Source organism: Streptomyces sp. G5(2025) (genome assembly GCF_049542075.1).
GTDB lineage: Bacteria > Actinomycetota > Actinomycetes > Streptomycetales > Streptomycetaceae > Streptomyces.
The window spans coordinates 1,705,841-1,730,511 of sequence record NZ_JBMUZT010000006.1; the positions used below are offsets into that span (position 1 = coordinate 1,705,841).

A 24,671-nucleotide genomic window follows, 5' to 3' on the forward strand; every position below is an offset into this window, starting at 1 on the left:
CCACTTTGTCAAGCAGCAATCCGCTGCGTGACGCCGCAGACCGACGGCTCCCGCGTATCGCGGGGCCGTCGGGCCTGGTCATTTTTGGTGTCACGGGCGATTTGTCCCGTAAAAAGTTGATGCCCGCCGTGTACGACCTCGCCAACCGAGGTCTGCTTCCGCCCGGCTTCTCCCTCATTGGCTTCGCCCGTCGCGACTGGGAGGACGAGGACTTCGCCCAGGTCGTCCACGACGCGGTCAAGCAGCACGCGCGTACCCCGTTCCGCGAGGAGGTCTGGCAGCAGCTCATCCAGGGCATGCGCTTCGTCCAGGGCAACTTCGACGACGACGAGGCGTTCGAGCAGCTCAAGGCCACCATCCAGGAGCTGGACAAGGCGCAGGGCACCGGCGGCAACTACGCCTTCTACCTCTCGGTGCCCCCGAAGTTCTTCCCGCAGGTCGTGCAGCAGCTCAAGAAGCACGACCTCGCCGACGCCCCCGAGGGTGCCTGGCGGCGCGCGGTCATCGAGAAGCCGTTCGGCCACGACCTGACGTCCGCCCGTGAGCTGAACGCGATCGTGCACGAGGTGTTCGCCCCGGACCAGGTGTTCCGGATCGACCACTACCTCGGCAAGGAGACCGTCCAGAACATCCTGGCGCTCCGCTTCGCCAACCAGATGTTCGAGCCGATCTGGAACCGGTCGTATGTGGACCACGTCCAGATCACGATGGCCGAGGACATCGGCATCGGCGGCCGCGCCGGCTACTACGACGGCATCGGCGCCGCCCGTGACGTCATCCAGAACCACCTGCTCCAGCTGATGGCGCTGACCGCGATGGAGGAGCCCGCCTCCTTCGACGCGGACGCGCTGGTCGCCGAGAAGGCGAAGGTGCTCGGCGCCGTCCGGCTGCCCAAGGACCTCGGCGAGAGCACGGTCCGCGGGCAGTACGCGGCGGGGTGGCAGGGCGGCGAGAAGGCCGTCGGCTACCTCCAGGAAGAGGGCATCGACCCCAAGTCGAAGACCGACACCTACGCGGCCATCAAGCTGGCGGTCGACAACCGCCGCTGGGCGGGCGTGCCCTTCTACCTGCGCACCGGCAAGCGTCTGGGCCGCCGCGTCACGGAGATCGCGGTCGTCTTCCAGCGCGCGCCCCACTCCCCCTTCGACCACACGGCGACCGAGGAGCTCGGGCAGAACGCGATCGTCATCCGCGTCCAGCCCGACGAGGGCATCACGGTCCGGTTCGGCTCGAAGGTCCCCGGCACCTCCATGGAGATCCGGGACGTCTCGATGGACTTCGCGTACGGCGAGTCCTTCACCGAGTCCAGCCCGGAGGCGTACGAGCGCCTGATCCTGGACGTCCTGCTCGGCGACGCCAACCTCTTCCCGCGCACGGAGGAGGTCGAGCTGTCCTGGAACATCCTCGACCCGATCGAGGAGTACTGGGACAAGCACGGCAAGCCCGCCCAGTACCCGGCAGGCACCTGGGGCCCGACCGAGGCGGACGAAATGCTCGCACGAGACGGACGGAGCTGGCGTCGGCCATGAAGATCGACCTTACGGACACCACGTCCAGCAAGATCAACAAGGCGCTCGTGCAGGGCCGCCGGGCGATCGGCACCCCGGCCGTCGGCATGGTCCTGACCCTCGTCATCGTCACCGACGAGGAGAACGCCTACGACTCCCTGAAGGCCGCGAACGACGCGTCGCGCGAGCACCCCTCGCGCACCCTCGTGGTCATCAAGCGCACCGCCCGCTCGCCCCGTGACCGCACCACCTCGCGTCTGGACGCCGAGGTGCGGGTCGGCGTCGAGGCGGGCACCGGCGAGACGGTGATCCTGCGGCTGTACGGCGAGGTCATCGACCACGCCCAGTCGGTCGTCCTGCCGCTGCTGCTGCCCGACGCCCCCGTGGTCGTCTGGTGGCCGGTGAACGCCCCGCTCGACGCCGCGGGCGACCCGCTCGGCGCCCTGGCGCAGCGCCGCGTCACGGACTCCTACACGGCCGAGCAGCCGATCCGGGAGCTGACCGCCCGCGCCGAGTCCTACCACCCCGGCAGCACGGACCTGGCCTGGACCCGCATCACCCCGTGGCGCTCCATGCTCGCCGCGGCGCTTGACCAGGTCACGTGCGAGGTCACCGAAGTGCAGGTGGACGGCGAGGAGTTCAACCCGAGCTGTGAGCTGTTGGCCATGTGGCTGGCGGACCGCCTGGGCGTGCCGGTCAAGCGCGCGGTGTCGGCGGGTCCCGGCCTGACCGGCGTCCGCATGGAGACCACCTGCGGTCCCATCGTGCTCGACCGGGCCGACGGCTCGCTCGCCACGCTCTCCATCCAGGGACAGCCCGACCGCGCCGTGGCCCTCAAGCGCCGCGAGACGGCCGAGCTGATCGCGGAGGAGCTGCGCCGCCTGGACCCGGACGACACCTACGCCTCCGCGCTGAAGTACGGCGTGGATCGCCTGGTCGAGCCGTCCGCCCCGGTGACGGAGGTGGCGGCGGAGATCAAGGACGAGGCGCAGGAGCCCGAGCCGAAGAAGGCTCCGGCGAAGAAGGCCACCGCGAAGAAGGCGGCGGCCAAGTGACCGGGGCCCCGCAGCTCGTCGTCCACCGCGACAAGGAGCTGATGGCGCGGGCCGCGGCGGCCCGCCTCATCACGAAGATCGTCGACGCGCAGTCCGCGCGGGGGTACGCGTCGGTGGTACTCACCGGCGGCCGTAACGGCAACGGGCTGCTGGCGGCGCTCGCCGCCTCCCCGGCCCGGGACGCGGTCGACTGGTCGCGCCTGGACCTGTGGTGGGGCGACGAGCGCTTCCTGCCGGACGGCGACGCCGAGCGCAACTACACCCAGGCCAAGGCGGCGCTGCTCGACGCGGTGCCGCTCACCCCGTCCCGGGTGCACCCGATGCCGGCCTCGGACGGCCCCTACGAGGTGGACGCCGCCGCCGAGGTCTACGCCGCCGAACTGGCCGCCGCCGCGCGCCCGGAGGACCACGGCCAGGTGCCGGCCTTCGACGTCCTGATGCTCGGCGTCGGCCCCGACACACATGTCGCCTCGCTCTTCCCGGAGCACCCGGCGGTGCGCGAGACGGAGCGCTCGGTGGTCGGTGTGCACGGCGCGCCGAAGCCCCCGCCGACCCGCGTCTCCCTGACGCTCCCGGCGATCCGGGCGGCGCGCGAGGTGTGGCTGCTCGCGGCGGGCGAGGACAAGGCGGGGGCCGCGGCCATCGCCCTGTCCGGTGCGGGCGAGGTGCAGGCCCCCGCGGCCGGCGCCGCGGCCGCTCGCGCACGCTGTGGCTGCTGGACGCGGCGGCGGCCTCACAGCTTCCCGCGGAGCTGTATCAGCCGACCGTGGCGTAGCCGTACGCGCGACAAGGGCCCCGCACCGCTTCGGTGCGGGGCCCTTACGCGTGGGCGTGGACGCGGCGGTAGGTGCTGCCATCCGCGGCGCGCTCCAGGAGGCCCCCGGTGACGCAGTACCGGCGCAGCGCCGCGGTGTCGTCGTGCACGGTGCGGAACGCGTCGTTCACCTCGCGCTCGCTGTAGGTGCGGTCGGCGTCGAAGAGGGTGTCCGTGAGGTGGAGGAGGAGTTCGTGGCGTACGACGGGGCGTACGGGGATGGCCGTGAGGCGGCCGTGCGTGAAGAAGCCGGTGAGGCGGCGCGGCACGGTGGGATGGGCGTCCACGGCTCCCGGGGCGCGCCGGAAGACGGCCGGGTCGGCGCGCAGCGATCCGTCGGGCAGCCGCTCGACGAGCCCGGTGGCGAGCAGCCGTCCCAGGTGTTTGCGGGCGGCCGGGGAGTCGGCCTCGCGCGGCGGCAGGTCGTCGAGGACGATGCGCGCGTACAGCCGCAGTCTCTCGGGGTCGGCGAGCGCGGCGAGCAGCTGGTCCATGACGGGGTCCCTCCCGACGGGTGACAGAGCCGAAGCAGTGTCACCCGCCGGGCCTCAGGAACGCATCCGATTAACGCGCCGTACGGCTCAACGGCCGCGCAGATCCCGGTACTTGGCGACGAGAGCGGTGGTCGAGCCGTCGAGGTCGGGGACCTCGGCGCCCTCGGTCAGCGCGGGCTCGACGCGCTTGGCGAGGACCTTGCCGAGCTCGACGCCCCACTGGTCGAAGGAGTCGATGTTCCACACAGCGCCCTGGACGAACACCTTGTGTTCGTAGAGCGCGATGAGCTGGCCGAGGACCGAGGGGGTCAGCTCCTTGGCGAGGATCGTCGTCGTCGGGTGGTTGCCCTTGAACGTCTTGTGCGGGACAAGCTCTTCGGCGACACCCTCGGCACGCACCTCGTCGGGCGTCTTGCCGAACGCCAGCGCCTGCGTCTGCGCGAAGAAGTTGGCCATCAGCAGGTCGTGCTGGGGGACCAGGCCGGGCGGCAGGTCGGCGACCGGCTCGGCGAAGCCGATGAAGTCCGCCGGGATCAACTTCGTGCCCTGGTGGATGAGTTGGTAGTAGGCGTGCTGGCCGTTGGTGCCGGGGGTGCCCCACACCACCGGGCCGGTCTGCCAGTCGACTTCCTTGCCGTCGCGGTCGACGTACTTGCCGTTGGACTCCATGTCGAGCTGCTGGAGGTAGGCGGTGAACTTGGAGAGGTAGTGCGAGTACGGCAGGACGGCGTGCGACTGCGCGTCGTGGAAGTTGCCGTACCAGATGCCCAAGAGGCCCATCAGCAGCGGGACGTTGGCCTCGGCGGGCGCGGTGCGGAAGTGCTCGTCGACGAGGTGGAAGCCGTCGAGCATCTCGCGGAAGCGGTCGGGCCCGATGGCGATCATCAGGGAGAGGCCGATCGCCGAGTCGTAGGAGTAGCGGCCGCCGACCCAGTCCCAGAACTCGAACATGTTGGCGGTGTCGATGCCGAAGTCCGACACCTTCTCGGCGTTCGTCGACAGGGCCACGAAGTGCTGGGCGACGGCGTCCTGACCGGCCTTCAGCTCCGTCAGCAGCCAGTCGCGCGCCGACGTGGCGTTCGTGATCGTCTCGATGGTGGTGAACGTCTTCGAGGCGATGATGAAGAGCGTCTCGGCGGCGTCCAGGTCCCGCACGGCCTCGTGCAGGTCCGCGCCGTCCACGTTCGACACGAAGCGGACCGTGAGGTCGCGGTCGGTGAAGGAGCGCAGCGCCTCGTACGCCATGGCGGGGCCGAGGTCGGAGCCGCCGATGCCGATGTTGACGATGTTCTTGATGCGCTTGCCGGTGTGGCCGGTCCACTCGCCGGAGCGGATCCTCTCGGAGAAGGCGCTCATCTTGTCGAGGACGGCGTGCACCGCCGGCACGACGTTCCCGGCGTGCTCGCCGTCGACCTCGATGACGGCGTCGCGCGGGGCGCGCAGCGCGGTGTGCAGGACGGCGCGGTCCTCGGTGGTGTTGATCTTCTCGCCGCGGAACATGGCGTCCCGCAGCCCGAAGACGTCGCTCGCCGCGGCGAGCTCGCGCAGCAGCGTCAGCGTCTCCTCGGTGACGAGGTGCTTGGAGTAGTCGATGTGCAGGTCACCGACTTGGAGGGTGTAGGCCGTGCCGCGCGTGGGTTCCGCGGCGAACAGTTCGCGCAGCTGCACCTCCCCGAGCTTGTCGCGATGGCGGGCGAGCGCCGTCCACTCGGGCGTCTGATTGAGCCTGGCGCGGCTTTCTGCGTTCATCTCGGACTTCAGCCTTCTCTCGTACCTGCGTACGTACCTTGCCCCGCTGCACTGTCCAACCTAATCGATCAGCGGGCGGTATGAGATATCTGGAGCTGTCTGTCCGCACACGTACCGAAACAGGAAACCGGCCGGACACCTTCTCGGTGTCCGGCCGGTCGCCAAGTCTCAGATCTCGCCCCGCAGTTTGGCGAGCGCCTCCGCGAGGATCGCCTCGCCGTCCGCGTCGCTGCGCCGCTCGCGCACATACGCCAGGTGCGTCTTGTACGGCTCGGTGCGCGGTGGGTCCGGCGGGTTGTCCCGGTCCTGACCGGCCGGGAAGCCGCAGCGGGGACAGTCCCACGTATCGGGGACCTGCGCGTCGCTGGCGAAGCTCGGCTGCGTCTCGTGCCCGTTGGAGCACCAGAAGGAGATGCGCAGACGCGGCGCGGACTCACCGCGCTCGGCCTCGCCCATCGGCCCCGCCCCGACCCGACTTCCTCGGATCGCGTTGCCACTTGCCACGGTCGTAACTCCCTGCGTGATGGTGCTGCTGCGGGCGCCTCAGTTTACGTAAGGCCCAACGCGCGTCCAGTGCGGGGAGTTACACCCCACCCCCGGACGCAAGCCCCATGATAAGCCGCACACACGAGCTCGCACCGGACAAGCGACCAGTGCCTGGCGCTAGTTGTTCGCCTTCATGAGCAGACCCAGCGCGACAATGCACGCGAACCACAGCAGACCGACCACGACCGTGATGCGGTCGAGGTTGCGCTCCGCGACGGAGGAGCCGCCGACCGACGACTGCATGCCGCCGCCGAACATGTCGGAGAGACCGCCGCCCTTGCCCTTGTGCATCAGCACCAGCAGCATCATCAGAGCGCTGAAGACGATGAGGGCGATCGAGAACCCCATAACCACGGCTGGACCAACTTCCTCGGATCTGAATCGACGGCGGGGGCCGGAAGCACGCAGCCCCCGGCCCCCGCAAGAGTACCCTTCCGCGGCTGGACCGCCGCTAGCGCATACTCACTGGTCGCGGAAGCGCACGATCTTGACGAACTCGTCCGCGTCGAGCGCGGCGCCGCCCACCAGGGCGCCGTCGACGTCCGGCTGGGCCATGATCGCGGCGACGTTCCCGGACTTCACCGAGCCGCCGTACTGGATACGCACCTTGTCGGCGAGCTCCTGGGAGTACAGCTCGGCGAGGCGGCCGCGAATCGCGCCGCAGACCTCCTGCGCGTCCTCCGGGGTCGCGACCTCGCCGGTGCCGATCGCCCAGACGGGCTCGTAGGCGATCACGATGGACTCGGCCTGCTCGGCCGGGATGTCCTTGAGGCCGCCGTCGACCTGGTTCAGCGTGTACTGGACCTGCTGGCCCGCCTTGCGGATGTCCAGGCCCTCGCCGACGCAGAGGATCGGGGTCAGGCCGTGCTTGTAGGCGGCCTTCACCTTGGCGTTGCAGATCTGGTCGGTCTCGTTGTGGTACTGGCGGCGCTCGGAGTGGCCCACGGCGACGTAGGTGCACTTCAGCTTGGCCAGCATCGAGCCCGAGATCTCGCCGGTGTAGGCACCGGAGTCCTGCGCCGAGATGTCCTGGGCGCCGTACTTGATCTTGAGCTTGTCGCCGTCGACCAGGGTCTGCACGGAGCGCAGATCGGTGAAGGGCGGCAGGACGGCGACCTCGCAGGCCTCGTAGTCCTTGTCCGCCAGGGCGAAGGCGAGCTTCTGGACGTGGGCGATGGCCTCCAGGTGGTTGAGGTTCATCTTCCAGTTGCCCGCCATCAGCGGGGTGCGCGTACTCATCAGGTGTCAGTTCTCCAGTGCCGCGAGGCCGGGGAGCGTCTTGCCCTCAAGGTATTCGAGGGAGGCGCCGCCGCCGGTGGAAATGTGGCCGAATGCGTTCTCGTCGAAGCCCAGGGTCCGCACGGCGGCGGCGCTGTCGCCACCGCCGACGACCGTGAAGGCCGAGGTGTCGAGGAGCGCCTGGGCGACCGCCTTGGTGCCCTCGGCGTAGTCGGGGTGCTCGAAGACGCCCATCGGACCGTTCCAGAAGACGGTGGCCGCGTCGGCGAGCTTCGAGGCGTAGAGCTTACGGGTCTCGGGGCCGATGTCGAGGCCCTCCTGGTCGGCCGGGATGGCGTCGGCGGCGACCGTGGTGGGGTTGGCCGGGGCCTTGGTCTTCAGGTCCGGGAAGTCCGGCGAGACCAGCACGTCGACAGGGAGGACGAACTCGACGCCCTTCGCCTTGGCGCGCTCCATGTACTCCTTGACCGCCGGGATCTGGTCCTCCTGGAGGAGGGAGATGCCGACCTCGTGGCCGAGCGCCTTGAGGAAGGTGTACGCCATGCCGCCGCCGATGAGGATGCGGTCGGCCTTCTCCAGGAGGTGGTCGATCACGCCGAGCTTGTCGGAGACCTTGGCGCCGCCGAGGACGACGGCGTAGGGCCGCTTGACGTCGTCGGTGAGCTTCTTCAGGACGCCGACCTCGGTGGCGATGAGGTGGCCGGCGTAGTGGGGCAGCTTGGCCGGGAGGTCGTACACGGAGGCGTGCTTGCGGTGCACGGCGCCGAAGCCGTCGCCCACGTACACCTCGGCGAGGGCGGCAAGCCGCTCGGCGAAGTCGCCGCGCTCGGTGTCGTCCTTGCTCGTCTCGCCCGCGTTGAAGCGGAGGTTCTCGATGACGGCGACCTGGCCGGGCTGGAGGCCGTCCACCGCGTCGCGGGCGGCGGGACCCACGGTGTCCTCGGCGAACGCGACGGGCGCGCCGAGGAGTTCCCCGAGCCGCTCGGCGGCGGGGCGCAGCGAGAAGGCCGGGTCCGGGGCGCCCTTGGGGCGGCCCAGGTGCGAGGCCACGACGACCTTGGCGCCCGCTTCGGCGAGGGCCTTGACCGTCGGCAGGACGGCGCGGATGCGGCCGTCGTCGGTGATGGTGCCGTCGGCGAGCGGCACGTTGAGGTCGGCGCGGACGAACACCCGCTTGCCGTTGACCCCTTCGGCGAGAAGTGCGTCGATCGTCTTCACTACTGGACTCCTTGGGAGGGCTGGCACGCAACAGGGTCCGTCCGGCGCGGCGGTGCGCGGGACAGACCCTGTGCTCACATCGAGATGCCTGCTCTGGATATTAGAGCTGACCGCCGACGAAGGCCGTGAGGTCGACCAGGCGGTTGGAGTAGCCCCACTCGTTGTCGTACCAGCCGAGGATCTTCACCGACTTGCCGTCCTGGACCATCGTCATGGACGAGTCGAAGGTGCAGGACGCCGGGTCGCTGACGATGTCCGAGGACACGATCGGGTCCTCGGTGTAGAAGAGGTAGCCCTTCAGGTCGCCGTCGTCGGCGGCCTTCTTGAACGCGGCGTTGACCTCGTCCTTGGTGACCTCGCGGGAGACCTCGACGACCAGGTCGGTGGCCGAACCGGTCGGGACCGGGACGCGCATCGCGATGCCGTCGAGCTTGCCCTTGAGCTGCGGCAGGACCAGGGCGGTGGCCTTGGCGGCGCCCGTCGTGGTCGGGATGATGTTCTCGGCGGCGGCGCGGGCGCGGCGCAGGTCGCTGTGCGGGAAGTCCAGGATGCGCTGGTCGTTGGTGTACGCGTGGACCGTGGTCATCAGGCCCTTGACGATGCCGAAGTTCTCGTCGAGGACCTTGGCCATCGGCGCCACACAGTTGGTGGTGCAGGAGGCGTTGGAGATGACGTGGTGGTTGGCCGCGTCGTACTTGTCCTGGTTGACGCCCATCACGATGGTGATGTCCTCGTCCTTGGCCGGAGCCGAGATGAGGACCTTCTTGGCGCCGCCGGCGATGTGCTTCTCGGCGTCGGCCTTCTTCGTGAAGATGCCCGTGGACTCGATCACGATGTCGACGCCGAGCTCGCCCCACGGGATGTCGGCGGGGTTGCGCTCGGACAGCACCTTGATGGTGTGGCCGTCGACGGTGATGGTGTCCTCGGTGTGCGACACCTCGGCCTTGAGGCGGCCCAGGATGGTGTCGTACTTGAGCAGGTGCGCGGTGGTCGCGGTGTCACCCAGGTCGTTGACAGCCACGACTTCGATGTCCGCACCCTGCTCCAGCAGCGCGCGGAAGTAGTTGCGACCGATGCGGCCAAAGCCGTTGATGCCTACGCGGATCGTCACGAAACCGATCTCCTCGTTGGTACGCCGGTTTTAGACGCCGGCGAGTTGTATGGGATGTCCCCGACCGCCTCCGACCCTACCTCTCTGAAGGCCCTGAGGTGACATCGAGAGGGGCCGCAAGCGGCACAAAAGGCCCGTACCCCGGAGTAGGGGTACGGACCCCCGGGACCTTGGTCCCGATTACGCAGCGTCAGCTGCGCAGATGTGCCAGGGAGGCGCCCATAAGAGCGGCTCTTTCGGCCTTTCCGGGGAGGTGCTCGAAGCCGAAGCCGAGGAGCACACTGTCACGCGCTGTGACCGCCGCATGGGGTCGGTGGAGCTCCCCGGTCCGCGCCCAGTCGCCTGTGATAGTGGGGCTCCCGGCCGGGGGTGCGCCGACGGCCCACGAGCCGAGCGAGGTCTCGAACCCCTCGGTCTCCTTGGCGTCGCCGCCGACGACCAGCTGGGCGTGGTCGGCGAAGAGGCCGCGCCCGCCACTGGAGGGGTCGGTGACCGAGCTGAGGGAGACCTCGACCTTCTTGCCCGCGTAGGCGCTCAGGTCGAAGGCGACGGGCTGCCAGCCGCCGGAGGAGCCCGTGAAGCTGTTCCAGGATCCGCTGGTGCCGGTGGCCGTGCAGCCGCCCGCCCCTTGGGTCAGGTAGTGGCGCAGGAAGGGGTGGCCGTTGAGGAGGAACCCGGCCGCGCACTCGGCGGGCACGGTTGCCCGGCTGTTGCCGTTCTTGTCGGGCAGCGTCGTCCAGTCGTCGGCGCCCGGGGTGTGGGCTTCGAGCAGCCCGTGGTCGTAGCCGGACTCCAGGCTCCAGTTGAGCGCGAGCCGCAGCTCCGGTTTGTCGGCGGCCGGGACGCCCGTCAGATCGAGGGTGCGGGTGAGCCGCTTGTAGTCCCGGTCGGCGTGGGAGGCGGATGCCATGCCCTGGCCCGCGAAGGGGGCGTACGGGTTGGTGATGCCGGGGTAGGAGCCCGCGGCGGCGCTCTTGAACCGCGGGAACTGCTGGGCGGGCAGGTTGTCGGAGGTGACGGTGAAGCGGCCGGCCTTGTCGAGCGGGTTGGCGTCGGCGTCGCCGAGCGGCGTCTTCACTCCCTTGAGCGCGCCGCTGCCCTCGAAGGCCTTGGCGCCGGATGCGGGGAGCCGTTCGTACGCCCCGAGGTAGTACTGCGCGAAGTCGTCGGTGAGGGCCTCCCCCAAATCGACGTCGCCGCCGGTCCGCTCGCCGGACTCGATGAGTTTGCCGCCCTCGTTGAGGTAGGCGCGCAGGGCGAGCTGGGTGGGCGCGCCGGGGACGGCGTCGCCGGTGTGGTGCGCGACGGCGGAGAAGTGCGACAGGACGCCGAGCGGGTGCGGGACGCCCTGCTCGGCCACGTCCCAGACGGCGGCGGAGCGTTTGTTGGCCTTCAGCGCGTCGACGTACTTCTGGGTCTGGGCGGCCGTTGCGCCTTCTTCGGCGACGACGAGCGTGCTCGCCTTCGGCCGTTCGGCGACGGTGTACGTGAAGTGCTCGCTGTGGGTACGGCCCTTCTTGGTGCGGCCGGTGAACCACACCTCGACCTTGTCGCCCACGCGCGCGTCCTCGACCTCGGCGCGGTACTGGTCGAAGTGGAGGTTGTCCTCGCCGCCGTAGGTCTCGCCGCCCTTCCAGGCCCTGAGGTCCTCATCATGCGTACGGCCGCCGTTGATCCGGTAGTTGAGCTCCTTGTCGCGCACCGACTTGCGGGCGGTGACAGCGACTTCCTGGTCGCCCCCGCGCGCGTACGAGGTGGGGAAGGTGTCCGGCGTGAAGTCGGGGGCCTCGATGCCGGTGACGGAGACAGGCTTGTCGGGGTGGAGGGCGGTCTCGGCGACGGCGAGCGCGAAGGGGACGTTCTTGGCGAACTCCTGCTGGATCAGCTTCTCGTCGTCGGGGAAGGTGAAGATCGACGCGCAGTCCTGCGGCTTCCAGGCATCGTCCGGGTCGACGTTCGAGGCGGTCTGGCAGGTGGACATCTCCGGGGTGAACATCGCGATGCCGTTGATGTTGCCCGCGTGGCCGTCGGCCTCGCCGTTGGTGGTGTAGAGCTCGGAGGAGACCTGCGGGTGGTAGCCGGCGACCGCGGGCTTCTCAGGGGTGCCGGCGAGCGCCTTGTAGAGCACGTCGTCGGGGGTGGGCGTGGCGACCTGCCAGCCCACTCCGTACAGGATCAGCTCGGCCGCGGAGTGGTAGTTGATGCCGTACTCGAAGCCGATGCGCTTCTGGAAGCGGTCGAGGGCCTTGGTCTCCGGCTCGGACATCGGTCCGGTGCCGCGGTAGGTCTCGGAGGACGCGTCAGGGGACGAGCCTTCGTTGTCGTAGCCCCACTTGTAGGCGAAGTTGCGGTTGAGGTCGACGCCGTCGCCGGGGGCGGTCCGGCCGTCGCCGTTGATGTCGCGGAGGTTCTTGCGCCACTGGCGCTCGCCGTCGGCGGCGTGCGTGAAGTCATAGCCGTCGGGGTTGGCGGAGAGCACGAACCACAGCTCGGTGGAGTTCACGAGCTTGGTGATGCGCTTGTCCTTGCCGTAGTTGTCCAGGTAGTGGTGCATCAGGCGGCGGGTCATCTCGGGGGTGATCCACTCGCGTGCGTGCTGGTTGGACAGGTAGAGCGTGGCGGGCTTGGAACCGTCCTTGGACTTCTTGGCGTTCTTGGAGAGCTTCAGGGCGAGGATGTCCTTGCCCTGGACGGTCTTGCCGATGGAGACGACCTTGGTGAGGCCTGGGTGGGCCTGCCCGGTCCTGACGATCTCTTCCTTGAGGCCGCCCTTGCCGCTGTAGGGCCGGTAGACCCCGTCCCCCGCGGCCCGGACCTTCTGCTGCGCCGCCTTGGAGATCTTGTGCTCGCGCAGTTCGATGCCCTGGCGCTCGATGGCCTTGGCCTGGCCCTCGGTCAGATACAGCTCGACCGGGCCGGTGCCGCGCTCGGGGGCCTGGCCCGCGAGCTCATGGGCGTCCTGGCCCGCCCTGACCAGGACCGGTATCTGTTCCTCGGTGACGTCGGCCCGGTAGACGTGCACGGCCGCCGGGTCGTCGGCGGCCGGGGCCTTCGCGGGTCCGCTCGCCTGAGCGTGCGGTGCGGCGGCCAGGCCGCCGATGAGCAGTGCGCTCGCGGCGAGGATCGATCTCGCGTTCGCTCTTCGTCTCATGAGCCCCCCTTGCGGTGGTCCGGCACAGATGTGCCGGAGGCCAGGCTCGTGACAGTGCATGATCATGTCAATACACCGGGTGAAGGCGGGGTGGGCGCGCACGGGAAAGCCGCCGGTGCCCTGCGGGGCGCCGGCGGCTTTCGAGACGCACGGGGAGAGATACCGGAGAGGCTTTCGGGACGTACGGGAGGTCAGACCGCCATGTTGTCGGCGAGCTCCTCGGCCAGGGTGGACTCCGTCCCGGGGATGCCGAGGTCCTGGGCCCGCTTGTCGGCCATGGCGAGCAGCCGGCGGATGCGGCCCGCGACGGCGTCCTTGGTCAGCGGCGGGTCGGCGAGGGCGCCCAGCTCCTCCAGGGAGGCCTGCTTGTGCTCCATGCGCAGCCGTCCGGCCGCCGCGAGGTGCTCGGGGACCTCGTCGCCGAGGATCTCCAGGGCGCGCTGCACGCGGGCGCCCGCGGCGACGGCCGCGCGGGCGGAGCGGCGCAGGTTCGCGTCGTCGAAGTTGGCCAGGCGGTTGGCGGTGGCGCGCACCTCGCGCCGCATCCGCCGCTCCTCCCAGGCGAGCACCGACTCGTGCGCCCCGAGGCGGGTGAGCAGGGCGCCGATCGCGTCCCCGTCGCGTACGACGACCCGGTCCACGCCCCGCACCTCGCGCGCCTTGCCCGCGATCTGGAGTCTGCGCGCGGCGCCGACCAGGGCGAGCGCGGCCTCCGGCCCGGGGCAGGTGACCTCCAGGGAGGACGAGCGGCCCGGCTCGGTGAGCGAGCCGTGCGCGAGGAACGCGCCGCGCCAGGCGGCCTCGGCGTCGCAGGTGGCCCCCGAGACCACCTGCGGCGGAAGACCGCGGATGGGGCGGCCGCGGCCGTCCACCAGGCCCGTCTGGCGGGCGAGCTGATCGCCGCCCGCGACCACCCGAACGACGTAACGCGAGCCGCGCCGCAACCCGCCGGGGGCCATCACGATCAGCTCCGAGCTGTGCCCGAAGATCTCCAGGATGTCCCGCTTCAGGCGGCGTGCCGCCATCGCGGTGTCCAGCTCCGCTTCGATCACGATGCGGCCGCTCACCAGGTGAAGGCCGCCCGCGAACCGCAGGATCGCCGAGACCTCTGCCTTCCTGCAGCAGGTCCGGGTGACGGGGAGCCGGGAGATCTCGTCCTTCACCGCTGCCGTCATCGCCATGGGCCGATCCTTCCATGCATCCGAAAAATACGGTCGTACGCGGCTGCCAGGAGCTCCGGATCGTGCCTCGGAGTTCCGTCGGGCCGGGCCACCGGCGCCAGCTCGACCGTGGCACCGAGCCGCTTCGCGGCATCGGTCAGTGACGCACGGTCGGGCACGGCGGCCTCGTCGGCCAGCACCACGTCCAGGGCGAGTTTAGGGGCGTGTCGGGCCAAAACCTCCAAATGACGCTGCGGAGAGAAGCCATCGGTTTCTCCCGGTTGCGGCGCGAGGTTGAGCGAAAGGATTTTGCGGGCCTTCGTCTCGGTGAGCGCGTCGAGCAGTTCGGGGACCAGCAGGTGCGGGATCACCGAGGAGAACCAGGAGCCCGGGCCGAGCACCACCCAGTCCGCGTCGAGGACGGCGGCGACCGCCTCGGGGACGGCCGGCGGGTCGTGCGGGACGACGTGCACGGACTGGACCTCGCCCGGGGTGAGGGCCACCGTGGCCTGGCCGCGGACGGTGTCCACGTCGTCGGGGCGGCCCGGGTCGTGGCCCTTGACCAGGGCCTGGAGCTCCAGCGGCACGGCTGACATGGGCAGCACGCGGCCCTGGGCGCCGAGCAGCCGGCCGACCAGGTCAAGGGCCTGGACGTGGTCGCCGAGCTGCTCCCACAGGGCGACGATCAGCAGGTTGCCGACCGCGTGCTCGTGCAGGTCGCCGCGGGACTGGAAGCGGTGCTGGATGACGCGGGCCCAGGTCTGGCCCCAGTCGTCGTCGCCGCAGAGCGCGGCGAGCGCCTTGCGCAGGTCGCCGGGCGGCAGTACGCCCAGCTCGTCGCGGAGCCGGCCGCTGGAGCCGCCGTCGTCGGCGACGGTGACGACGGCGGTGAGGTCACCGGCGCCGGTGATGCGGCGCAGCGCGGCGAGCGAGGCGGACAGGCCCATGCCTCCGCCGAGCGCGACCACCTTCGGCTGGGCGCCCCGCTTGCGGCCCAGCCGGCTCAGGCGGACGGTCCGGCGGCTCGGCTTCACTCGCGCCCCATGTCCCGGTGGACGAGGACGGTCTCCACGCCCTCGGACGCCAGGCGCGCCGCGAGCTTCTCCGACATGGCCACGGAGCGGTGCTTGCCGCCCGTGCAGCCGACCGCGATCGTCACGTACCGCTTGCCTTCGCGGCGGTAGCCCGCGGCGATGAGCTGGAGCAGCTCGGCGTAGCGGTCGAGGAACTCCTTGGCGCCGGGCTGGTTGAAGACGTACGCGGCCACCTCTTCGTTGAGGCCGGTGTACTGGCGCAGCTCCGGGACCCAGTGCGGGTTGGGCAGGAAGCGCATGTCCACGACGAGGTCGGCGTCGACCGGCAGGCCGTACTTGAAGCCGAAGGACATGACGGTGGCCCGCAGCTCGGGCTCCTCCTCGCCCGCGAACTGGGCGTCCATCTTGGCGCGCAGCTCGTGGACGTTCAGGCTGGAGGTGTCGATGACCAGGTCGGCGTCGCCGCGCAGCTCGCGCAGCAGGTCGCGCTCGGCCGCGATGCCGTCGACGATGCGGCCGTCGCCCTGGAGCGGGTGCGGGCGGCGCACCGACTCGAAGCGGCGGACCAGGGCCTCGTCGGAGGACTCCAGGAAGACGATGCGCCGCGTGACGTTCTTGGACTCCAGCTCGGCGAGGGACTCGCGGAGGTTGTCGAAGAAACGCCGGCCGCGTACGTCGACGACGACCGCGATGCGGGCGACGTTGCCCTGCGAGCGGGCGCCGAGCTCCACCATGGTGGGGATCAGCGCGGGCGGCAGGTTGTCGACCACGAACCAGCCGAGGTCCTCCAGGCACTTGGCCGCCGTACTGCGTCCGGCGCCCGACATGCCGGAGATGATCACCAGCTCGGGGATCGCCGCTTCGGGGACTCCTGGCGTCTCGATCGGCGTGCCCGCACTCACTTGCTCTCCACCTTCGTCGTGCTCGCTCATGTCTCCTGCCCCCGTCGCTCCTCTGAGGCGCCCGCGGTCACGGGCTCCTCGCCTGCACTACCGGAGGAACCCGCGGTCACGGGCTCCTCGCCTTCGCTGCGGGAGGCACCCACGGAGGCGGGCCCCTCGCCTGCACTACCGGAGGCACCCACAGAGGCGGGCCCCTCGGCCTCACTACCGGAGGCACCCACAGAGGCGGGCCCCTCGGCCTCACTACCGGAGGCACCGACGGTGGCGGGCCCCTCGGCCTCACTACCGGAGGCGCCCACGGAGGCGGGCTCCTCGTCCTCGCTGCCGGGGAACCCCACCATCACGGGCTCCTCGGCCTCACTGCCAGAGCTGCCCGCTGAGGCGGGCCCCTCGCGCGCACTACCGGAGGCACCCACGGAGGCGGGCCCCTCGGCCTCACTACCGGAGGCACCCACGGAGGCGGGCCCCTCGGCCTCACTGCCGGAGGCACCCACGGAGGCGGGCTCCTCGTCCTCGCTGCCGGGGAACCCCACCATCACGGACTCCTCGGCCTCACTGCCAGAGCTGCCCGCTGAGGCGGGCCCCTCGGCCTCGCTGCCGGAGGCGCCCGCCGTGGGGTCCTCGTCTTCCAGGATCTCTCCGGTCGCCATGTTCACGGCGGGGCCCGCGGGCACCGCTCCGGCGAGGGCCGCCACGATGGCCTCGGCCGTCTTGCGGCCTATGCCGGGCACCTCGCAGATCTGGTCGATTGTCGCGGATCGCAGCCGTTTCACCGAACCGAAGTGTTTGATCAGCGTCCGCTTGCGGGCGTCACCGAGGCCCGGCACGTCGTCCAGCGGCCCCGCCTTGAAGCGCTTGGCACGCTTGGCGCGCTGGTAGGTGATCGCGAAACGGTGGGCCTCGTCCCGTACGCGCTGGAGGAGGTAGAGCCCCTCGCTGGTGCGCGGCAGGATGACCGGGTCGTCCTCGCCGGGGACCCAGACCTCTTCCAGGCGCTTGGCCAGGCCGCAGACCGCGATGTCGTCGATGCCCAGCTCGTCCAGGGCCCGCTGGGCGGCTGCGACCTGCGGCTGGCCGCCGTCGACGACGACGAGCTGGGGTGGGTAGGCGAACCGCTTGGGCCGGCCGTCCTCCTCGGTCAGACCGCTCGCGGGCACCTCGCCGTTCGCCTCACCGGTCTCAGCTCCGGCCGCCCCCTCCTCGGACCACTCCCCCGTCTTCTCCTTGTCGGAGATGTAGCGCTTGAAGCGGCGCGTGATCACCTCGTGCATGGAGCGGACGTCGTCCTGGCCCTCGAAGCCTTTGATCTGGAAGCGGCGGTACTCGCTCTTGCGGGCGAGGCCGTCCTCGAAGACGACCATCGACGCCACGACGTCGTCGCCCTGGAGGTGCGAGACGTCGTAGCACTCGATGCGCAGGGGGGCGCTGTCCAGCTCCAGGGCGGCGGCGATCTCCTCCAGGGCGCGGGAGCGGGTGGTCAGGTCGGAGGCGCGCTTGGTCTTGTGCAGGACCAGGGACTGCTGGGCGTTGCGCGCGACGGTCTCCATGAGGGCCTTCTTGTCGCCGCGCTGCGGGATGCGCAGCGAGACGTTCGCCCCGCGGCGCTCCGTCAGCCACTCCTGGACCGGCTCCAGGGGGTCGGGCAGGGCGGGGACGAGCACCTCCTTGGGCACGGCGTCGCCGCTCTCCTCGCCGTACAGCTGCTGGAGGGCGTGTTCGACGAGGTCGCCGCTGGTGACCGCCTCGACCTTGTCGGTGACCCAGCCGCGCTGGCCGCGCACGCGTCCGCCCCGGACGTGGAAGATCTGGACGGCCGCCTCCAGCTCGTCCTCGGCCAGGGCGATCAGGTCCGCGTCCGTGGCGTCGGCAAGGACGACGGCACTCTTCTCCATCGCCTTCCTGAGGGCATCGATGTCGTCGCGCAGGCGCGCCGCGCGCTCGTACTCCATCTCCTCGGCCGCGTCCGCCATCTGGCGTTCCAGGCGGCGGATGTACGTCCCCGTGCGGCCCGCCATGAACTCGCAGAAGTCCTCGGCGAGTTCGCGGTGGTCCTCGGGGGTGACACGCTCCACACAGGGCGCCGAGCACTTGCCGATGTAGCCCAGCAGGCAGGGGCGGCCGGTGCGGGTGGCGTTCTTGAACACGCCCGCGGAGCAGGTGCGCACCGGGAAGGCGCGCAGGAGCAGGTCGACGGTGTCGCGGATCGCCCACGCGTGGCCGTACGGCCCGAAGTAGCGCACACCCTTCTTCTTGTGGCCGCGCATCACCTGCACGCGCGGGAACTTCTCGTTCATCGTCACCGCGAGGTAGGGATAGCTCTTGTCGTCGCGGTACTTGACGTTGAACCGGGGGTCGAACTCCTTGATCCAGGAGTACTCCAGCTGGAGCGCCTCGACCTCGTTGTTCACCACCGTCCACTCGACGGAGGCGGCGGTCGTCACCATGGAGCGGGTGCGGGGGTGGAGATTGGCCAGGTCCTGGAAGTAGCTGGCCAGGCGCTGGCGCAGGCTTTTGGCCTTCCCGACGTAAATCACCCGGCGGTGCTCGTCGCGGAATTTGTAGACCCCCGGGGCGTCGGGGATCTGTCCCGGCTTGGGGCGGTAGCTGGAAGGGTCGGCCATGTCGGACAGCCTACTGGCGTGGACTGACAGTCAGGGTCGGCCGCCGTCCCGCCGGGATGACGTACGGAAACGGCGGCCGGGGTGCCGGCCGCCGTTCCTCCCGATCAACCCTGGTGCCGGGCCCGGCGGCGCCTCACCAGCAGCGTCCCGGACAGGCCGAGAGCGGCCAGGGCGCCCGCGCCGGCCAGCGAGGAGGCGACGGTGACGGGGCCCTGGTCCTGCCCTTGGCCTTGCCCCTGGGCGGAAGCCTGGGCGGAAGCCTGCACGGAGGCTTGCCCTTGGCTCTGGCCGGACGCCTGCCCGGCTGCCTGCCCGGACCTCGGGGCGTCGTACCCGCCCGCCTTGCCCGACTTCTCGTACGCGGAGTCCGGCAGCTTGTCGGCGTACGCCTTCTGGACGCGCTTGCGGTAGGCGGCGAGCGAGGTCCCTTCGGCGCCCACCGCACGGACCGCGTCCTTGTCCAGGGGCAGCACGCGCGCGTGGCCCTGCACGTACCACGCGTTGATCTGCGGCTCGTGGAAGACGGTGCCGCCGGGCAGCTTCTTGGCGCCCACGCGCGCGTAGCGCGTCTCGTCGTCCCCTGTGGCGATGTTCACCACCTGCCATGCCCCTGCCCGCTCGACGGTCCAGAGGGAGGCCTTCTGGCCGTCGGAGGAGACGGCCTTGCTGGCGAGGAACTCCAGGCGGGCGACCGGCGCGCCCTTCTTGCCCGCGACGAACTCCGGGGAGAGGTAGTACACGGGCACGGCCTTGCCCTCGATGCTCGGGTCCGCGGCGGCCTTGCTGACCGCTCCCTCCCGGGCGAAGAAGCGGGAGAGCGTGTCGAGGGTCTTCGGCGCCTCCGCAGCCTTGTGCGCGGCGGCGCGCGAGGCTGCCGTGGGGGCCGCGGGGCCCGAGTCGGTGGAGTCGGCGGAGGCGGCAGGGACCGCCAGACCCAGCGACAGCGTGATGGCCGAACCGGCGAGCGCGGCCCTGGCCAGAGGACGGCGGGGAAGGTGACGGGTCATCGCGCTCACGCCCCGATCCGGTAGAGCGAGTGGGTCCAGGAGAAGGTGTTGTTGTCGACGTACCAGGCGTGCGAGGCCCAGTTGTAACGGTCGCTTGAGGGCCACGGGTCGCCCCAGTACACCCAGCTGTTGGCGTCGTCGTAGCCGTACAGGACGTGCATGTGGCCGCCGCCGTTGGACCACTGGATGCGGGTCTCCACCGGGCGCCCGGCGTCGATCTCCGTCTTCACCGTGGGGTAGCGGAGCCAGCCGGTGACGTACGAACCGGGGTTGATGCCCGCCCAGCGCAGGCCGTTCTGGACATTGCCGAGGGTGGCCTGGTTGTTGGGGCACTCGGTGTTCTGGTTGCGCCCGAAGGCGGCGTTGCAGAACTGGTTCTGGCTGTAGTTGCGGCCCATGAAGGCCGCGATGGTGTTACCGCCGGCCGCCCAGCACCAGTTGGTCTTCTGCTGCGCCTGCATCGTGATGTTCAGGCGCCTGGCCGCGAGCAGGGACGGGTCAGCGGCCGTGCCGCTCGCCGCGCCGTTCGCCGTGCGGGCGATGGGCGCGGTGGTGGTGACGGGTGCGGGGGCGGGTGCGGGGGCCGCTGTGGCCGTGGCCGTGGCCGTCGGTACGGCGAGGAGCGCTGCCGCGGCGACGGCGAGCGCGCACAGGCGGCTACGTCTGCCTGTACCTCTGTTCCTGCTGATCGTGGGGCGCATCGCGGTCCTCCCGAGCGGGGTGTGGGGTGTGGAGGAGCGCGTCCGGACGCTGCGATTGAGCATCGAGTGTTGTCGAGTGCAGGTCAACACGCTTCAATGCGGAATTACCTGGGCCGTGAACGGCGGGCGTACGGAAGTGAACAGGCGCCGTACGCCCACCTGGCGACCCGCTCCGACCGGCGCGAACGCCGGGGCGGCTGGAGTGAACGTTCACAGGAGGGGTCCGCATGCGGAACGGCACACGGTTCGCGGAAGGCGTGCCCACGGTGGCCGCGGCACGGACGGCGGGCGGACACCCGGCGGACTCGGCGGCTTCTGTTGGCTCTGCGAGGTCGGCCGGGTCGGCGGGTGCGACGGCTTCTGCGGGTTCTGCCGGGCCAACCGGGTCAGCGGGTTCGACGGGTCCTGCGGGGTCGGCCGGGTCGGTGGGTCCCATGGGCTCGGCGGACTCGACGAGTCCGATGGGTTCGGCGAACTCGGCGGACCTGGCGGCCGCCCTGCGCACCGGCCCCTTCCACCTCGCGCTGCGCACCGCGATCGCCACCCGGCGGCTGCCGCTCCAGCGGGTGCGGCACCATCTCGCCCAGTACGGCGTCAACGTCGGCGTGACCAGCCTGAGTTACTGGCAACAGGGCGCCCGGCGCCCCCAACGTGCCGAGTCGCTGCGCGCCGTACGCGCCCTGGAGGAGATCCTTCAGCTGCCCGAGGAGTCGCTGATCCGGCTCCTGGCCCACCCGGCCGGGCGCGGCGACACCGAACGACCGGCCGCCCGTTCGTACCGCTCTCTGGTCGAGGCCTCCGACGTGCTGCGCGCGCTCCTCGTCGAGCTGGGCTCCCCGGTCGACGGCGGGCTGCACACCATCGGCCACCACGAGCGGGTGCGGATCGGCGCGCGGCGTGAGCTGGTGGGCCGGGAGTCGCAGCACGCCGTGCGCGCCCACCGGGACGGCGTGGACCGCTACGTCGCCATCTACCACGGTGATCCCGGCTGCGCCCCCGACCGAGTGCGAGTGCGTGCCCTGGAGAACTGCCGGACGGGACGCGTGCGGTGGCATGAGGCGGCAGGCGTCCTGGTCGCGGAGCTGCTCTTCGACACGCGGCTGCGGGCGGGCGACACGCATCTGTTCGCGTACGGCTTCGAGGACGGCACGGCGGGCACGGCCACCGAGTACGTGCGCGGCTTCACCTACGCGGGCGGCCAGTACGCGCTCCAGATCCGCTTCGACGGCCAGGCCCTGCCCGTACGCTGCCACCGCTTCGCCCAGCAGTCGGCCACGGGTCCGCGCGGCGGGCGCCAGGAGCTGACGCTGAGCGGCAGCCACCGCTCGGTGCACCTGGTGGAGCCGCAGGTGCGGGCGGGGCTGCTGGGGATCGCGTGGGACTGGGAGTGAGGACCGGCCAGTAGGTCCGGTCAAGCCTCCGGGCCCGCGATGATCTTGCCGTTCTCCACCTTCACCGGGAGCTCGGGCAGCGGATTGACGGCCGGCTCCTTCAGCACCTTGCCGTTGGTGGCGTCGAACTGACTGCCGTGGCACTGGCAGATCAGCTTGCGACCCTCCAGCTTCTTGATCGGGCAGCGGGCGTGGGTGCAGATCGTGCTGTACGCCGTGTAGTCGTCGTCGGAGATCCGGCTGACGACCACGTTGTGGTCCGTGTACAGCTTCGAGGCGCCCACCTTCACGTCGTCGGACTTCCCGAGCGCCACCGGCGCGGTCGGCGCCGACCGGTTCGATCCCCCGTCGCCCGAGCCCGAGGAGCAGGCGGTGAGCCCGAGCCCGACGGCCGGGGCGAGGGCGGCGGCCCGCAGCACGGTGCGGCGGGCGGGGGGCGTGCCGGGCATGGTGTCTCCACAGGTCAGGGGCGTCGGTGACAGGTCCGACGATACCGGCGCCGCGCGCTCGGCCCGGGTGCGGCGCGGGGGTGCCCGAGTGGTGCCCGCTGCCCTGCGGAGGGGCCCGCACGGCCTAGCCTGTGCGGGACGCCGGGCCCGCGCGGCCCGCGCCGAGCCGAGCCGAAGCAGCGCCGGAGAGGAGCCGCCGTGATAGTCGTCGCAGGAGAGGCCCTGATCGACCTCGTGCCCCAGGAGGCGGGCCAGGGCGCCGCTGCCGGGCTGCCGGCACTCGCGCCGCGCCTCGGTGGGGGCCCGTACAACACCGCCGTCGCGCTCGGCCGTCTCGGCTCCCCCGTCGCCTTCTGCTCGCGCGTCTCGCGGGACGCGTTCGGCGAGGCGCTGCTCGGCGGGTTGCGGGCGGCCGGTGTCGACGTCTCGTACGTCCAGCGGGGCCCCGAGCCGACGACGCTCGCCGTGGCCACGATCGGCGCGGACGGCTCGGCCGGGTACTCGTTCTACGTCGAGGGCACGGCCGACCGGCTCTTCAGCGCCCCCGAACACCTGCCCGAGGGGGTGCGGGCCATGTCGTTCGGCACCTGCTCGCTCGTCCTGGAGCCGGGTGCGAGCGCGTACGAGGAACTGCTGCGCCGGGCGGCCGAACGCGGGGTGTTCACGGCGCTCGACCCCAACGTACGGGCGGTGCTGATCCCCGACGCCGACGCCTACCGCGCGCGGTTCAAGAGCTGGCTTCCGTCGGTCTCACTGCTCAAGCTCTCGCGGGAGGACGCCGACTGGCTGGGCGGCACCCCGCGGGAGTGGCTGGCGGCCGGCCCCTCGGCGGTGGTGGTCACACACGGCGGCGACGGCCTCACCCTCCACACCCGGGGCGGTACGGAGCTGCGCGTGCTCGGCGAACCGGTCGACGTGGTGGACACGATCGGCGCGGGCGACACCGTCAACGCGGCCCTCCTGCACGGCCTCGCGGCACGGAACGCGCTCTCGGCGGAGGCGTTGGCCGCCCTGGACGAGGAGGACTGGACGGCCGTCCTCCGCTTCGCGGCACGCGCGGCGGCGATCACCTGCTCACGGGCGGGGGCGGAGCCTCCGTACGGGGCGGAACTCGGGCGGCCTTGAGCCCGGCTCACTCCTCCAGGTAGCGGGAAACTCGTTCAGGTGGAAAAGCCGCGACGCCGTTGTACGCCGGGTGGCGCCTCTGAAGGATCGCGGATCCGGGACCACCTGTGGAGGTGACTCGCCATGGGAAACAAGGTGTTCGTGAGCGGTCTGCCGTGGGCCGCTTCGGAGGATTCGCTCGCGGAGCTGTTCTCGCAGTTCGGGGAGGTCATCGAGTGCGCGGCCCCACGAACAAGGAGACCGGGAGAAGCCGGGGCTTCTGCATCGTCACCTTCGCCGACCGGCCGGAGCGAAGGCCGCCGTGCAGAAAGGCGTCATTGCGTACGGGGGCAGGCAACTGCGCATCAGTGAAGGAACTTCGGCGCCTCAGGGACAGGGAGACCGCGGAAACCGCGGAGCCCCACGTTACCGGCGGTGACGAGCGGGCGTGCCGTGGGTGTGCGCATGAGGTCGTGAGGGTTCCAGCCGGCATGCGGTTGCCCCTCAGCCGTCCGGGAACGCCCCGTGCCGTCCCGCCCCCGCAGCGAACCGGGCCGCCCCGTCGGCCGCCTCGCTCACCTCGGTCAGGGAACGCAGTCCGTGCCGCAGCTCGCCCGCCATCGCCTCCCGTTCGGGCAGGCCGCCCTGTTCCAGGAGGGAGAGCCGGTCCTCCCGCAGGCAGGTCTGCGGGAACGCGGCGATCTCGGCGGCCAGCCGCTCGGCCGCGGCGCGCGAGGCGCCCGGCGGCACCAAGCGGTTGACCAGGCCCATGCCGAACGCCTCCGCCGCGTTTACCGGGCGGCCCGTCAGAACCAGGTCCATGGCGCGGCTCTCGCCGATCAGCCGGGGCAGCCGCACCGTCCCGCCGTCGATGAGCGGCACGCCCCAGCGGCGACAGAAGACGCCGAGGACGGCGCCCTCTTCGGCGACCCGCAGGTCGCACCAGAGGGCGAGTTCGAGGCCGCCCGCGACGGCGTGACCGGAGATCGCCGCGATCACCGGCTTCGACAGGCGCATGCGGGTGGGGCCCATGGGGCCGTCGTCGGCCCCGACTTCCGTCACGTCGTTGGCGTCGGGGGTGCCGATGGCCTTGAGGTCCGCGCCCGCGCAGAAGGTACCGCCCTCGCCCCACAGCACGGCGACGGACGCCTCGGGGTCGGCGTCGAAGGCGCGGAAGGCGTCGGCGAGGGCGCGGGCGGTGGGCCCGTCGACGGCGTTCCGCGCGGCGGGGCGGGACAGTACGACGGTGGTGACGGGGCCAGTGCGTTCAGTGCGTACGGGCATGGGGCCAGCCGACCACGGGCAGGGGCGCCCGACAAGGGCATGGCCCCCTCTCCTACGGGGAAGCGCCCCGCCTCCGGTGAGGGGCAGGGCGCTTCGAAGCGCAGGGCGCGGGGCACGTACTGTCCGGCCACGG

Annotated in this window: 21 protein-coding genes and 1 pseudogene; 6 read left to right on the forward strand and 16 right to left on the reverse strand. The window is 71.1% G+C overall.

The features are described 5' to 3' along the window. Nucleotides 1–5: 5 nt before the first annotated feature. The 3 genes and pseudogenes from zwf to pgl all read left to right on the forward strand — a co-directional run bounded on the left by zwf (nt 6) and on the right by pgl (nt 3,338). Nucleotides 6–1,529: a glucose-6-phosphate dehydrogenase gene (gene zwf, locus ACOBQB_RS18615; protein WP_423593126.1), complete on the forward strand. Its 1,524-nt coding sequence runs from the start codon at nt 6–8 to the stop codon at nt 1,527–1,529. Then, entirely contained in the window at nt 1,526–2,563 is a 1,038-nt protein-coding gene (gene opcA / locus ACOBQB_RS18620; protein ID WP_423593128.1) for a glucose-6-phosphate dehydrogenase assembly protein OpcA, read from the forward strand. The genes zwf and opcA overlap by 4 nt, the downstream gene beginning before the upstream one ends. Further along, nucleotides 2,560–3,338 (forward strand): annotated as a pseudogene (gene pgl / locus ACOBQB_RS18625) (6-phosphogluconolactonase). Before opcA ends, pgl begins: the two are co-directional and overlap by 4 nt. 44 nt (nt 3,339–3,382) lie before the next feature. On the opposite strand, the gene ACOBQB_RS18630 reads toward pgl, so the two are convergent. The 14 genes from ACOBQB_RS18630 to ACOBQB_RS18695 form a co-directional block, all read right to left on the reverse strand. Beyond that, a complete protein-coding gene (locus ACOBQB_RS18630) occupies nt 3,383–3,871 on the reverse strand; it encodes a DUF2087 domain-containing protein (RefSeq protein WP_423593129.1) in 489 nt (162 codons plus the stop codon). Nucleotides 3,872–3,958: 87 nt separating this feature from the next. Next, complete coding sequence (pgi, locus tag ACOBQB_RS18635; protein ID WP_423593131.1) at nt 3,959–5,620, reverse strand: glucose-6-phosphate isomerase; 1,662 nt, start codon at nt 5,618–5,620, stop codon at nt 3,959–3,961. A 168-nt stretch (nt 5,621–5,788) separates the two neighbouring features. Then, a complete protein-coding gene (locus ACOBQB_RS18640; protein ID WP_003957010.1) occupies nt 5,789–6,124 on the reverse strand; it encodes an RNA polymerase-binding protein RbpA in 336 nt (111 codons plus the stop codon). Nucleotides 6,125–6,283: 159 nt separating this feature from the next. Beyond that, entirely contained in the window at nt 6,284–6,514 is a 231-nt protein-coding gene (secG, locus tag ACOBQB_RS18645; RefSeq protein WP_030784160.1) for a preprotein translocase subunit SecG, read from the reverse strand. Between the two features lie 114 nt (nt 6,515–6,628). After that, a complete protein-coding gene (gene tpiA, locus ACOBQB_RS18650; RefSeq protein WP_423593133.1) occupies nt 6,629–7,405 on the reverse strand; it encodes a triose-phosphate isomerase in 777 nt (258 codons plus the stop codon). Between the two features lie 6 nt (nt 7,406–7,411). Then, nucleotides 7,412–8,623, reverse strand: a complete 1,212-nt coding sequence (locus ACOBQB_RS18655; protein WP_423593134.1) for a phosphoglycerate kinase — start codon at nt 8,621–8,623, stop codon at nt 7,412–7,414. 100 nt (nt 8,624–8,723) lie between these two features. Continuing rightward, complete coding sequence (gene gap, locus ACOBQB_RS18660) at nt 8,724–9,734, reverse strand: type I glyceraldehyde-3-phosphate dehydrogenase (protein ID WP_423593136.1); 1,011 nt, start codon at nt 9,732–9,734, stop codon at nt 8,724–8,726. Between the two features lie 190 nt (nt 9,735–9,924). Continuing rightward, a complete protein-coding gene (locus ACOBQB_RS18665; RefSeq protein ID WP_423593138.1) occupies nt 9,925–12,885 on the reverse strand; it encodes a M14 family zinc carboxypeptidase in 2,961 nt (986 codons plus the stop codon). A 191-nt stretch (nt 12,886–13,076) separates the two neighbouring features. Next, the gene (gene whiA, locus ACOBQB_RS18670) at nt 13,077–14,066 is read right to left on the reverse strand and encodes a DNA-binding protein WhiA (RefSeq protein ID WP_423593140.1); all 990 of its coding nucleotides are present in this window, start codon (nt 14,064–14,066) and stop codon (nt 13,077–13,079) included. Then, on the reverse strand, nt 14,057–15,079 hold the full coding sequence (locus tag ACOBQB_RS18675; RefSeq protein ID WP_423593142.1) for a gluconeogenesis factor YvcK family protein: 1,023 nt from the start codon (nt 15,077–15,079) through the stop codon (nt 14,057–14,059). The genes whiA and ACOBQB_RS18675 overlap by 10 nt, the downstream gene beginning before the upstream one ends. Then, complete coding sequence (gene rapZ, locus ACOBQB_RS18680) at nt 15,076–16,011, reverse strand: RNase adapter RapZ (RefSeq protein WP_127910305.1); 936 nt, start codon at nt 16,009–16,011, stop codon at nt 15,076–15,078. The genes ACOBQB_RS18675 and rapZ overlap by 4 nt, the downstream gene beginning before the upstream one ends. Further along, nucleotides 16,008–18,602 carry an excinuclease ABC subunit UvrC gene (uvrC, locus tag ACOBQB_RS18685; RefSeq protein ID WP_423593143.1) on the reverse strand — a complete coding sequence of 865 codons (2,595 nt, stop codon included), beginning with the start codon at nt 18,600–18,602 and terminating at the stop codon, nt 16,008–16,010. Before uvrC ends, rapZ begins: the two co-directional genes overlap by 4 nt. Before the next feature lie 104 nt (nt 18,603–18,706). After that, complete coding sequence (locus ACOBQB_RS18690) at nt 18,707–19,609, reverse strand: hypothetical protein (RefSeq protein ID WP_423598574.1); 903 nt, start codon at nt 19,607–19,609, stop codon at nt 18,707–18,709. Between the two features lie 5 nt (nt 19,610–19,614). Beyond that, the gene (locus ACOBQB_RS18695; protein WP_423593144.1) at nt 19,615–20,310 is read right to left on the reverse strand and encodes a papain-like cysteine protease family protein; all 696 of its coding nucleotides are present in this window, start codon (nt 20,308–20,310) and stop codon (nt 19,615–19,617) included. A 461-nt stretch (nt 20,311–20,771) separates the two neighbouring features. On the opposite strand from ACOBQB_RS18695, the gene ACOBQB_RS18700 reads away from it, so the two are divergent. Further along, nucleotides 20,772–21,701, forward strand: coding sequence for a hypothetical protein (locus ACOBQB_RS18700; RefSeq protein ID WP_423593145.1), 930 nt, complete (start codon nt 20,772–20,774; stop codon nt 21,699–21,701). 20 nt (nt 21,702–21,721) lie between these two features. On the opposite strand, the gene ACOBQB_RS18705 is transcribed toward ACOBQB_RS18700, so the two are convergent. Beyond that, nucleotides 21,722–22,150 carry a Rieske (2Fe-2S) protein gene (locus tag ACOBQB_RS18705; RefSeq protein ID WP_423593147.1) on the reverse strand — a complete coding sequence of 143 codons (429 nt, stop codon included), beginning with the start codon at nt 22,148–22,150 and terminating at the stop codon, nt 21,722–21,724. 198 nt (nt 22,151–22,348) lie between these two features. Here ACOBQB_RS18705 and ACOBQB_RS18710 point away from each other — a divergent pair, with 198 nt between their 5' ends. Then, nucleotides 22,349–23,275, forward strand: a complete 927-nt coding sequence (locus tag ACOBQB_RS18710; protein WP_423593149.1) for a carbohydrate kinase family protein — start codon at nt 22,349–22,351, stop codon at nt 23,273–23,275. Between the two features lie 123 nt (nt 23,276–23,398). Further along, complete coding sequence (locus ACOBQB_RS18715) at nt 23,399–23,626, forward strand: RNA recognition motif domain-containing protein (protein WP_423593150.1); 228 nt, start codon at nt 23,399–23,401, stop codon at nt 23,624–23,626. A 132-nt stretch (nt 23,627–23,758) separates the two neighbouring features. Here the strand turns inward: ACOBQB_RS18715 and ACOBQB_RS18720 are convergent, their stop codons facing one another. Next, on the reverse strand, nt 23,759–24,538 hold the full coding sequence (locus tag ACOBQB_RS18720) for a crotonase/enoyl-CoA hydratase family protein (protein ID WP_423593152.1): 780 nt from the start codon (nt 24,536–24,538) through the stop codon (nt 23,759–23,761). Nucleotides 24,539–24,671 lie beyond the last annotated feature (133 nt).

Bases quoted from the DNA above. Each gene is read 5' to 3' on its own strand.
- pgi (WP_423593131.1), bottom strand. From the start codon at position 5,620: ATGAACGCAGAAAGCCGCGCCAGGCTCAATCAGACGCCCGAGTGGACG.
- ACOBQB_RS18700 (WP_423593145.1), top strand. From the start codon at position 20,772: ATGGGTTCGGCGAACTCGGCGGACCTGGCGGCCGCCCTGCGCACCGGC.
- ACOBQB_RS18665 (WP_423593138.1), bottom strand. From the start codon at position 12,885: ATGAGACGAAGAGCGAACGCGAGATCGATCCTCGCCGCGAGCGCACTG.
- rapZ (WP_127910305.1), bottom strand. From the start codon at position 16,011: ATGAGCGAGCACGACGAAGGTGGAGAGCAAGTGAGTGCGGGCACGCCG.
- ACOBQB_RS18630 (WP_423593129.1), bottom strand. From the start codon at position 3,871: ATGGACCAGCTGCTCGCCGCGCTCGCCGACCCCGAGAGACTGCGGCTG.
- ACOBQB_RS18695 (WP_423593144.1), bottom strand. From the start codon at position 20,310: ATGCGCCCCACGATCAGCAGGAACAGAGGTACAGGCAGACGTAGCCGC.
- ACOBQB_RS18720 (WP_423593152.1), bottom strand. From the start codon at position 24,538: ATGCCCGTACGCACTGAACGCACTGGCCCCGTCACCACCGTCGTACTG.
- ACOBQB_RS18690 (WP_423598574.1), bottom strand. From the start codon at position 19,609: ATGACCCGTCACCTTCCCCGCCGTCCTCTGGCCAGGGCCGCGCTCGCC.
- ACOBQB_RS18705 (WP_423593147.1), bottom strand. From the start codon at position 22,150: ATGCCCGGCACGCCCCCCGCCCGCCGCACCGTGCTGCGGGCCGCCGCC.
- opcA (WP_423593128.1), top strand. From the start codon at position 1,526: ATGAAGATCGACCTTACGGACACCACGTCCAGCAAGATCAACAAGGCG.
- tpiA (WP_423593133.1), bottom strand. From the start codon at position 7,405: ATGAGTACGCGCACCCCGCTGATGGCGGGCAACTGGAAGATGAACCTC.
- secG (WP_030784160.1), bottom strand. From the start codon at position 6,514: ATGGGGTTCTCGATCGCCCTCATCGTCTTCAGCGCTCTGATGATGCTG.
- whiA (WP_423593140.1), bottom strand. From the start codon at position 14,066: ATGGCGATGACGGCAGCGGTGAAGGACGAGATCTCCCGGCTCCCCGTC.
- uvrC (WP_423593143.1), bottom strand. From the start codon at position 18,602: ATGGCCGACCCTTCCAGCTACCGCCCCAAGCCGGGACAGATCCCCGAC.
- ACOBQB_RS18715 (WP_423593150.1), top strand. From the start codon at position 23,399: ATGGGAAACAAGGTGTTCGTGAGCGGTCTGCCGTGGGCCGCTTCGGAG.